Origin of the sequence: Catenibacterium sp. CAG:290, from assembly GCF_000437715.1 — a bacterium.
Classification (GTDB): domain Bacteria; phylum Bacillota_I; class Bacilli_A; order Erysipelotrichales; family Coprobacillaceae; genus Catenibacterium; species Catenibacterium mitsuoka_A.
Map to the genome: position 1 here is coordinate 1 of NZ_FR898761.1, position 7,811 is coordinate 7,811.

Consider the following 7,811-nt stretch of genomic DNA (forward strand, 5'->3'; position numbering starts at 1 on the left):
AGACGCGACAATAGCAAGCTGCCAGGTCCTTTTTTTATGCCTTCCCACAGGAGGGCTTTTTTAGTACAAAAAAACATCTATCTTTCGATAGATGTCTTCTCATTAATAAACTTGAATACTTTATTCCAATAAGCGTCTGGATTCATATATAAGCTATTGGCATGTGTTGCGCCTTTAACACTATATAATTCTTTCTCACAATTTGCTGCCTTATATACTTCTAATCCCATTGAATAAGGCACAAAATCATCCTTTGTGCCATGAATAAACATCATTGGTTTATTACACTTCTTGACTGCTTCTAAACTACTTGCTTTTTTAAAATCATAACCTGCTTCAATATTTGACATTATATTTGAAATATCCATCACTGGAAATGGTGGTAAACCAAATCTTTTATCTAATTCACTAGAGAATATATCATATACACTTGTATAACCACAATCTTCTATATAACCTACTACATTTTTTGGATGATCACCTGATAACATCATTGTAGTAGCACCACCCATGGATACACCATGTACTATAATCTTTGCTTCTGGATCTTTATTCAAAATCCAATTAATCCAAAGCTTCATATCATTCTTATCTAGATAACCCATTCCAATATGATCCCCTTCACTCTTACCAGAAGCACGATCATCAGGTAATAATACATTATAACCATGTTCATAATAAGTACGTCCAAAAGGCATCATATTTCTGTTGTCCACCTTATAACCATGAATAATAAGAGCCCATTTATGTGAGTCTTGTGTTTTATAGTTACCAGATAGTTTTAACTTATCCTTACTTGTAATTGATGTTAAGGATGTTTCCTTATAGAAAGCATCTGCTTTCTTCATTTCATCCTCTTTATTCTTATTCATAATCAATTCATTACTATTTGAAGCATGTACAGTTGTCTTCACATTTCTTTCACTAGAATTACTTGCAGGAGACAAAGCATAGTTCACAAAATAATGACCTACTCCAATACTTCCACAAAGTAATATCAATACAATCAATCCTATAATTTTTTTCTTCATATATTCACCTCAGAATGTATTGTATACTAAAGTTAGTTTGAAGTTAATAGTTTTAATATCAAAGAATTAAAAAAGCATACAAATATATAGATTATGTAAAAGTCATATTTCTTCTCTACTTTCTAAGAATTCTATGTTATATTGAAACAGTAATTTTTCAGAAAGGAACAGGGGAGTAAGTGTTAAACAATTACATATTAAGATTAAAAAGTGAGTTTAAGGGGTATAACTCACAAAAGTTAGTAAAGGATATACTTGCAGGCTTAACAGTTGCGGCAGTGGCTTTACCACTTGCTTTAGCTTTTGGTGTAAGTAGTGGGGCTGATGCTGGTGCAGGCTTAATCACAGCTATTGTGGCAGGTTTATTAATTGGAGGACTATCTGGTGCTTCTTATCAGATTTCAGGCCCTACAGGGGCTATGTCAGCCATTTTGATTGGTTTATCAACTACATATGGTTTACAGGGAGTATTTGTAGCCAGCTTTATTTCTGGTGTGATGTTACTTATTGCATCATTATTTAAATTTGGGAAGGTTGTATCTTTTATCCCAAGTAGTGTTATTACTGGCTTTACAAGTGGTATTGCGATTATTATTGCGACAGGACAAATTGATAACTTTTTTGGAGTGACTTCTAAAGGAGGCAATACAATTGAAAAGCTCTTCTCTTATTCTAAATTAGGTTTTCCTATCAATAAGTATGCTTTAATGTTTGGTTTACTTGTTGTCTTTATTATGTTAATCTGGCCTAAGAAATGGGGAAGTATCTTCCCATCATCTCTTGCAGGGATCATTATCGCATTAATTGTGAATTTAGTAGGTCACTTTGATGTCACAGTTGTAGGTAAGATTCCTACTACATTATTTCCAGATGCAAGACTATCTATCTCAAGTCTCAATCTTACTACTGTTACACATCTCATTATTCCAGCTTTTAGTATAGCGATGCTTGGAATGATTGAATCATTACTATGTGGTGCAAGTGCTGGTAAAATGAAAAATGAAAAGCTAGATGCAGATATGGAATTATTTGCGCAAGGTGTAGGTAATATGGTTATTCCATTCTTTGGTGGTGTACCAGCAACTGCCGCAATTGCACGTACAAGTGTTGCGATTAAAGCAGGAGGACAGACAAGACTTGTTAGTATCTTCCATGCGATTGCGTTACTTATCTCTATGTTTGTATTAGGTCCATTCATGTCACAGATCCCTTTATCAGCTTTAGCTGGAGTACTAATCATGACTGCATGGCGTATGAATGAATGGGATGAAATTAAATCAATCTTTAGAAACCGTATTAAAACAAGTATGACACAGTTCTTAGTCACTATGCTTGCAACAGTAGTATTTGACTTAACAGTCGCAATTGTATTAGGTATCTGTGTTTCAATGTTCTTATTTGTGATCAATAACTCTTCATTGCATGTAGAAACAAGTGCCATTGAACCACATAGATTAGACAAAGAAATCAATTATAACCATTCTACAACTCAGGTAGTTTATTTAGCTGGACCACTATTCTTTGGAAACCAGGATCAGTTATTATCTAAAGTAAGAGAACTTATTGATGGATGTGATTATCTTATTCTTTCAGTAAGAGGTGTACCATCTATTGATGATTCAGGTATTCATGAATTAATGGATGTTGTAGAACTATGTCGTGCACATAAGGTACAGCTCTGTTTCACTGGTGTACAAAATAATGTCATGAGACAATTAAGAAGACATCACTTTGATACATATGTCGGTGAAGAATCATTCTATTGGGATGTTATTAAGGTTATAGAAATGTTGGAAGAAAAGTAGGGAAACCTACTTTTTTTCATATGTGGGCACCTATTGATTTAGTCACTGGAGAGATGAAAAAACGCCTATGTAGACATGGATGATAAAGGACAAGGTACATTAAAACGTACTAAGAAGAAATCATATAACTGGATGAAGCATATCATTGAAACAAATGGTGCTGTATTAGAAGAGAATGGTGATTAATTCACTATTCTTTTTTTTGTATCCGTTTTCATATAATGACAAAGTCACTACAAATCGCTTATAGTCTTCGTGAACAAGTACGGTTATTTAACGCCTAAAAATAGGCGTTATAGTATCACGATTTACATGCATTTTAAAAAGATATGATATATACTAAAGAAAATGAATTATTCACACTTATGCACATTATGCACAAAATAGAATAAAGAAATGAACAAAGGGTTTATGTAATTTTGATGTAAAATATACCATGAAACATTGTAATCAAACAAATACATGATAAAATAGGAATGCAACCGTTTACAAGGAAGGAGGTTACACTATGAAAGCATCTGAAGTACTCAAAAGACTTTCTAGTGGTGAAATGATTCCTCTATTAAGAGAAATTTACTCAGAAAATATAGATGAACAGGTATTAAGATATAAAGAAGCTATACAATCCTTTATGGATTATTATGGAGATCAGGATATTATGATATTTAGTGTTCCTGGTAAATGTGAAATAGGTGGGAATCATACCGATCACCAGCAAGGACGTGTTCTTGCATCCGCTATTCAATTAGATTCTATTGGTATAGTAGGCAAACAGAATCGTTATGTGAAGGTTATTTATAATGAACTAAATATTAATGAAATAGATACAGAAAATATAAAATATAATGAAGCCAAGAAAGGCACAATGGAATCATTGATCAATGGTGTATTATTTGGTTTAAACCAGAAGAATTATCATATAGGTGGTTTTAATGCTTATATTCAATGTGATATTCCTAGAAATGTAGGTTTGGGTTCTAGTGCTAATTTTAATATTATGATTGGTACCATTATTAACTATTTATACAATGAAGGAAAAATTGAAAACAAATATCTTGTCCAGATTGGTCGTTTTGCGACGAATATATTTTATTGTAAACCAAGTGGTTTAATGAATGAATGTGTCTGCTGCGTAGGTGGATTTATTAAAGTGGATTTTAGGGATCCTAATTCACCTGATATTTATAAGTTGAATACTGATTTCTCAAATTTTGATTATACTCTATGTTGTGTGAATTCTAATGTGTGTAGATCGGATAATACAATTGATTATGATGCTATTCCGAAAGAAATGATCAAGGTGGCTAACTTCTTTAAGAAAGATGTCTTAAGAGATGTTTCTTATGATGAGTTCATGAAGAATTACCGTATGGTAAGAGCAAGAGTAGGGGATCGTCCAGCACTTCGAGCACTTCATTTCTTTAAGGAAGAAGATCGTGTCTTAAAGCAGACAGAAGCACTTGAAAAGGGAGATTTTGATACTTTCTTAAAACTAGTAAGAGAATCTGGAGACTCTACATTTAAAGCACTACAGAATATTTATCCACAGGAAAGTACACGTCATCAAAATATTGGTACAGCTATTGTATTAAGTGAAAACTTTTTAGGTGAAGATGGTGTTGTAAAAGTGAATGGTGGAGGATTCTCAAGTACTATGATTGCCTTTGTGAAAACAAATAGAATTAACGATTATGCATCTTATATGGATTCTATATTTGGTAAGGGTTCTTGTTATATTATTCATACAAGAGAACAAGGCGCAATAAGATTACTCTAAAGCAGTGAAAACTGCTTTTTTTTATAATTCTTTGTGCTATAATGTTACCGACATATGTCAGTAACTGGAGGAGCGTATGGCTAGACCAAAGAGATCAAGGACAATTACAGGATTTCCTGAATACAATATGTTTGTACCTGATGGTATACCTCAAAGAGGCTATATAGAGCTTGAATTAGATGAATTTGAGGTCATCCGTCTTATAGACTATAAGTCCTATACACATGCCAAATGCGCTGATAAGATGAATATATCACGTACTACAGTCACTGAAATATATGCCAGAGCAAGAAAAAAGATAGCACGCAGTATTATGGAAGGCTATCCTTTAAGAATTGAAGGCAATGAATGTATAAAGAAAACAGGTTATCCTGTTTTAAAAGTAAAAGGAGAACATATTATGAGAATTGCGGTAACTTATGAAAACGAATCAGTTTTTCCACACTTTGGAAAAACTTCACAATTTAAATTATATGATGTAGAAAACAATGAAATCAAAGAATCACAGGTCGTTGGTACAGAAGGATTAGGCCATGGTGCTCTAGCAATCTTATTATCTAATATGAATGTAGATGTATTGATCTGTGGTGGTATTGGTAGAGGTGCTATTATGGCTTTAAGTGGGTCTAATATTAATGTCGTAGGTGGAGTGACAGGTGATTGTGATACTGCAGTAAAAGCTTATTTAGATGGTACACTAGTTACTGAGTCAGAACCTACTTGTGGATGCAGTCATGATAACTGTGAATGCCATCATGAATAATATTTGACAAACAAATAAAACGAGAATAAAATCAAAACTGTTGAATGCTCGGATGGTGGAATGGTAGACACGCCAGTTTCAGGTACTGGTGGTTTATGCCGTGTGGGTTCAAGTCCCATTCCGAGCACCAATAGTTAGTAACGTGGGTAACCACGTTTTTTTATGCATAAAAAAAGACTATGAATAATTCAAAGCCTCTATATAATGATTCCCAAAAATCCTAATGCAAGGAAAATAAGAATGAGATAAATCACAACTTTTAAACTCCATTTAAATATGTAAAACATCACAATAAATGGAAGAAACGCAAGAAAGAACACCATAGATAATAATGTACCTAACATAATCATCACCTCATTCTTATTATAATATTATTTTCCAGAAGCTCCATAGTTTTTAAGTACTCTGGCACTTGGGTCATTCACATCACAGTTTTCCCATGTCTTATTAGGCATCCAGAAGTCTTTGATCCATTTAGCTTTTCCTGGGTAATAAGATTCAAAGATATCACGATATAATAATGATTCTTTAGTAAATGGTGTACAGTAAGGATACTTCTCTTTAGCGTTTACTACATCTTCATCTGTATATAATGAATCAGCGTATTCTTTTAAGTAATCTACCATAGAATGTCCTACTGCATCAGAGAATGCTGCTTTTTCTCTAAATAAGATATCTTGAGGAAGATAGTTTAATCCTTCAAAAGCATGTCTTAGTAGATATTTACCTTTGTTGTAAGTGTTCATTTTCTTCTTAGGATCAATACGCATAGTATAATCCACAAAATCAAGATCTGCGAAAGGAACACGTCCTTCTAAGGCATTTGCACTAATACATCTATCTGCTCTTAATACATCATACATATATAATTCACGCATACGTTTTTGAGATTCCTTCTGGAATTCTTCAGGACTAGGTGCAAAGTCTGTATACTTATAACCAAATAATTCATCACTGACTTCACCGGTTAAAATAACCTTTAAATCAGTATGTTCATGAATATATTTACATAGAAGATACATACCAATACTTGCACGAATAGTCGTAATATCCCAAGTTTCTAATGTACGAATGACTTCTCTTAAAGAACCTAATACATCTTCTTTAGTCATAATAACTTCTGTATGATCAGTACCTAAGAATTCAGCGACTTCTTTCGCATACTTTAAGTCAATAGGATCTGTTTCCATACCAATCGCAAATGTCTTAATAGGTGTATCAGTAATACGCTGACCAATCGCACATACTAATGATGAATCTAAACCACCAGATAATAAATAACCAACAGGGGCATCACTTTGTAATCTCTTCTTAACAGCTTCAATTAATTTGATTCTTAAGTTTAATGCAATTGTTTCTACATCATCATTATGCATTAATTTCACATCAGCCACATCATTGAAGCATACAAACTTTTCACCATCATAATAATGTCCTGGTGGGAAAGGCATAATTTCTTTACAGACAGGCATTAAAGCTTTGGCTTCAGAACCAAATGCGATAGTGCCTTTTTCAGTATATCCATAAAACATTGGACGAATACCAATTGGATCTCTGGCAGCCATCATCTTATCAGCGTCTGCATCATATAAACAGAATGCATATTCACCATCTAAATATCTTACAAGTGTATCTAAACCATATTTTCTATATAAAGGAATTAATACTTCACAGTCACTAGAAGACTTGAAAGTATATTCATCCATAATATTCTTCTTTAATTCTGGGTAGTTATAGATTTCTCCATTACATACCACAATAGTATGATCATCAGAAAAAGGCTGCATACCATTTTCACTTAAATCCATAATAGCTAATCTATTGAAACCAAAAGTCTTATCAAATAATCTAGAAGTCTCAATCATATCAGGACCTCTACCTTCAATCTTTCCTAAAGCTTCATCAAATACATCAATTTCTACTTCTGTAGAACCCATTGTTAGAAAACCACACATTTACATTTTCCTCCTATACTTGAGTCAAAAAAAACTCGCTTTGTGGTGCGAGTATCTTACTAAGTCGTTGAGTCTATAACTAAGTACAGACATACTTCAAAGAGCATGCGATACCCGCCAGCGGTAACGTCGCTGAAAGAACGTTCTAGCCTACTTGCATTACGCTTTGGGTAGACAGCTCAGAGGTGTTCTTCATCTATCACTTAACTGTAAGTCTTCCACCAATCACTTACTCGCTAGAGTCTCTGTCATAGATTACTCTCCTCGTCTTCGCCTTTGTTGGGTCTAAGTATAGTACAAACATTTAGTCAATGCAATAATAAATTATTATAAAAATATTAAAAAATAATTATAATTTAGCATTTGTATTAAATTATGATAAATAATGTCGTTATATGTAAAAAAATCATTAAAGATTATAAGTGTGGTAGAATAGAGATAGACAAGACAAACTATTAAATGTCAATAAATAGTTAAATT

General features: G+C 33.1%; 5 protein-coding genes and 1 tRNA gene. 4 read left to right on the top strand and 2 right to left on the bottom strand.

The window, feature by feature from the left end:
* Nucleotides 1-77: 77 nt before the first annotated feature.
* Nucleotides 78-1,031 (bottom strand): alpha/beta hydrolase, encoded by a 954-nt coding sequence (locus QVO42_RS00455; RefSeq protein WP_022424233.1) that lies wholly within the window; start codon nucleotides 1,029-1,031, stop codon nucleotides 78-80.
* A gap of 179 nt (nucleotides 1,032-1,210) precedes the next feature.
* Between QVO42_RS00455 and QVO42_RS00460 the strand changes: the two genes are divergently transcribed.
* The 4 genes from QVO42_RS00460 (at nucleotide 1,211) to QVO42_RS00480 (ending at nucleotide 5,506) form a co-directional block, all read left to right on the top strand.
* Nucleotides 1,211-2,836: a SulP family inorganic anion transporter gene (locus QVO42_RS00460; protein WP_022424234.1), complete on the top strand. Its 1,626-nt coding sequence runs from the start codon at nucleotides 1,211-1,213 to the stop codon at nucleotides 2,834-2,836.
* 508 nt (nucleotides 2,837-3,344) lie between these two features.
* Nucleotides 3,345-4,613, top strand: a complete 1,269-nt coding sequence (locus QVO42_RS00470) for a galactokinase (protein WP_022424235.1) — start codon at nucleotides 3,345-3,347, stop codon at nucleotides 4,611-4,613.
* A gap of 76 nt (nucleotides 4,614-4,689) precedes the next feature.
* A complete protein-coding gene (locus QVO42_RS00475) occupies nucleotides 4,690-5,376 on the top strand; it encodes a DUF134 domain-containing protein (protein WP_022424236.1) in 687 nt (228 codons plus the stop codon).
* A gap of 46 nt (nucleotides 5,377-5,422) precedes the next feature.
* Nucleotides 5,423-5,506: transfer RNA gene (locus QVO42_RS00480), tRNA-Leu, on the top strand.
* Between the two features lie 241 nt (nucleotides 5,507-5,747).
* Here QVO42_RS00480 and asnB read toward each other — a convergent pair.
* Entirely contained in the window at nucleotides 5,748-7,331 is a 1,584-nt protein-coding gene (asnB, locus tag QVO42_RS00485) for an asparagine synthase B (RefSeq protein ID WP_022424238.1), read from the bottom strand.
* Nucleotides 7,332-7,811 lie beyond the last annotated feature (480 nt).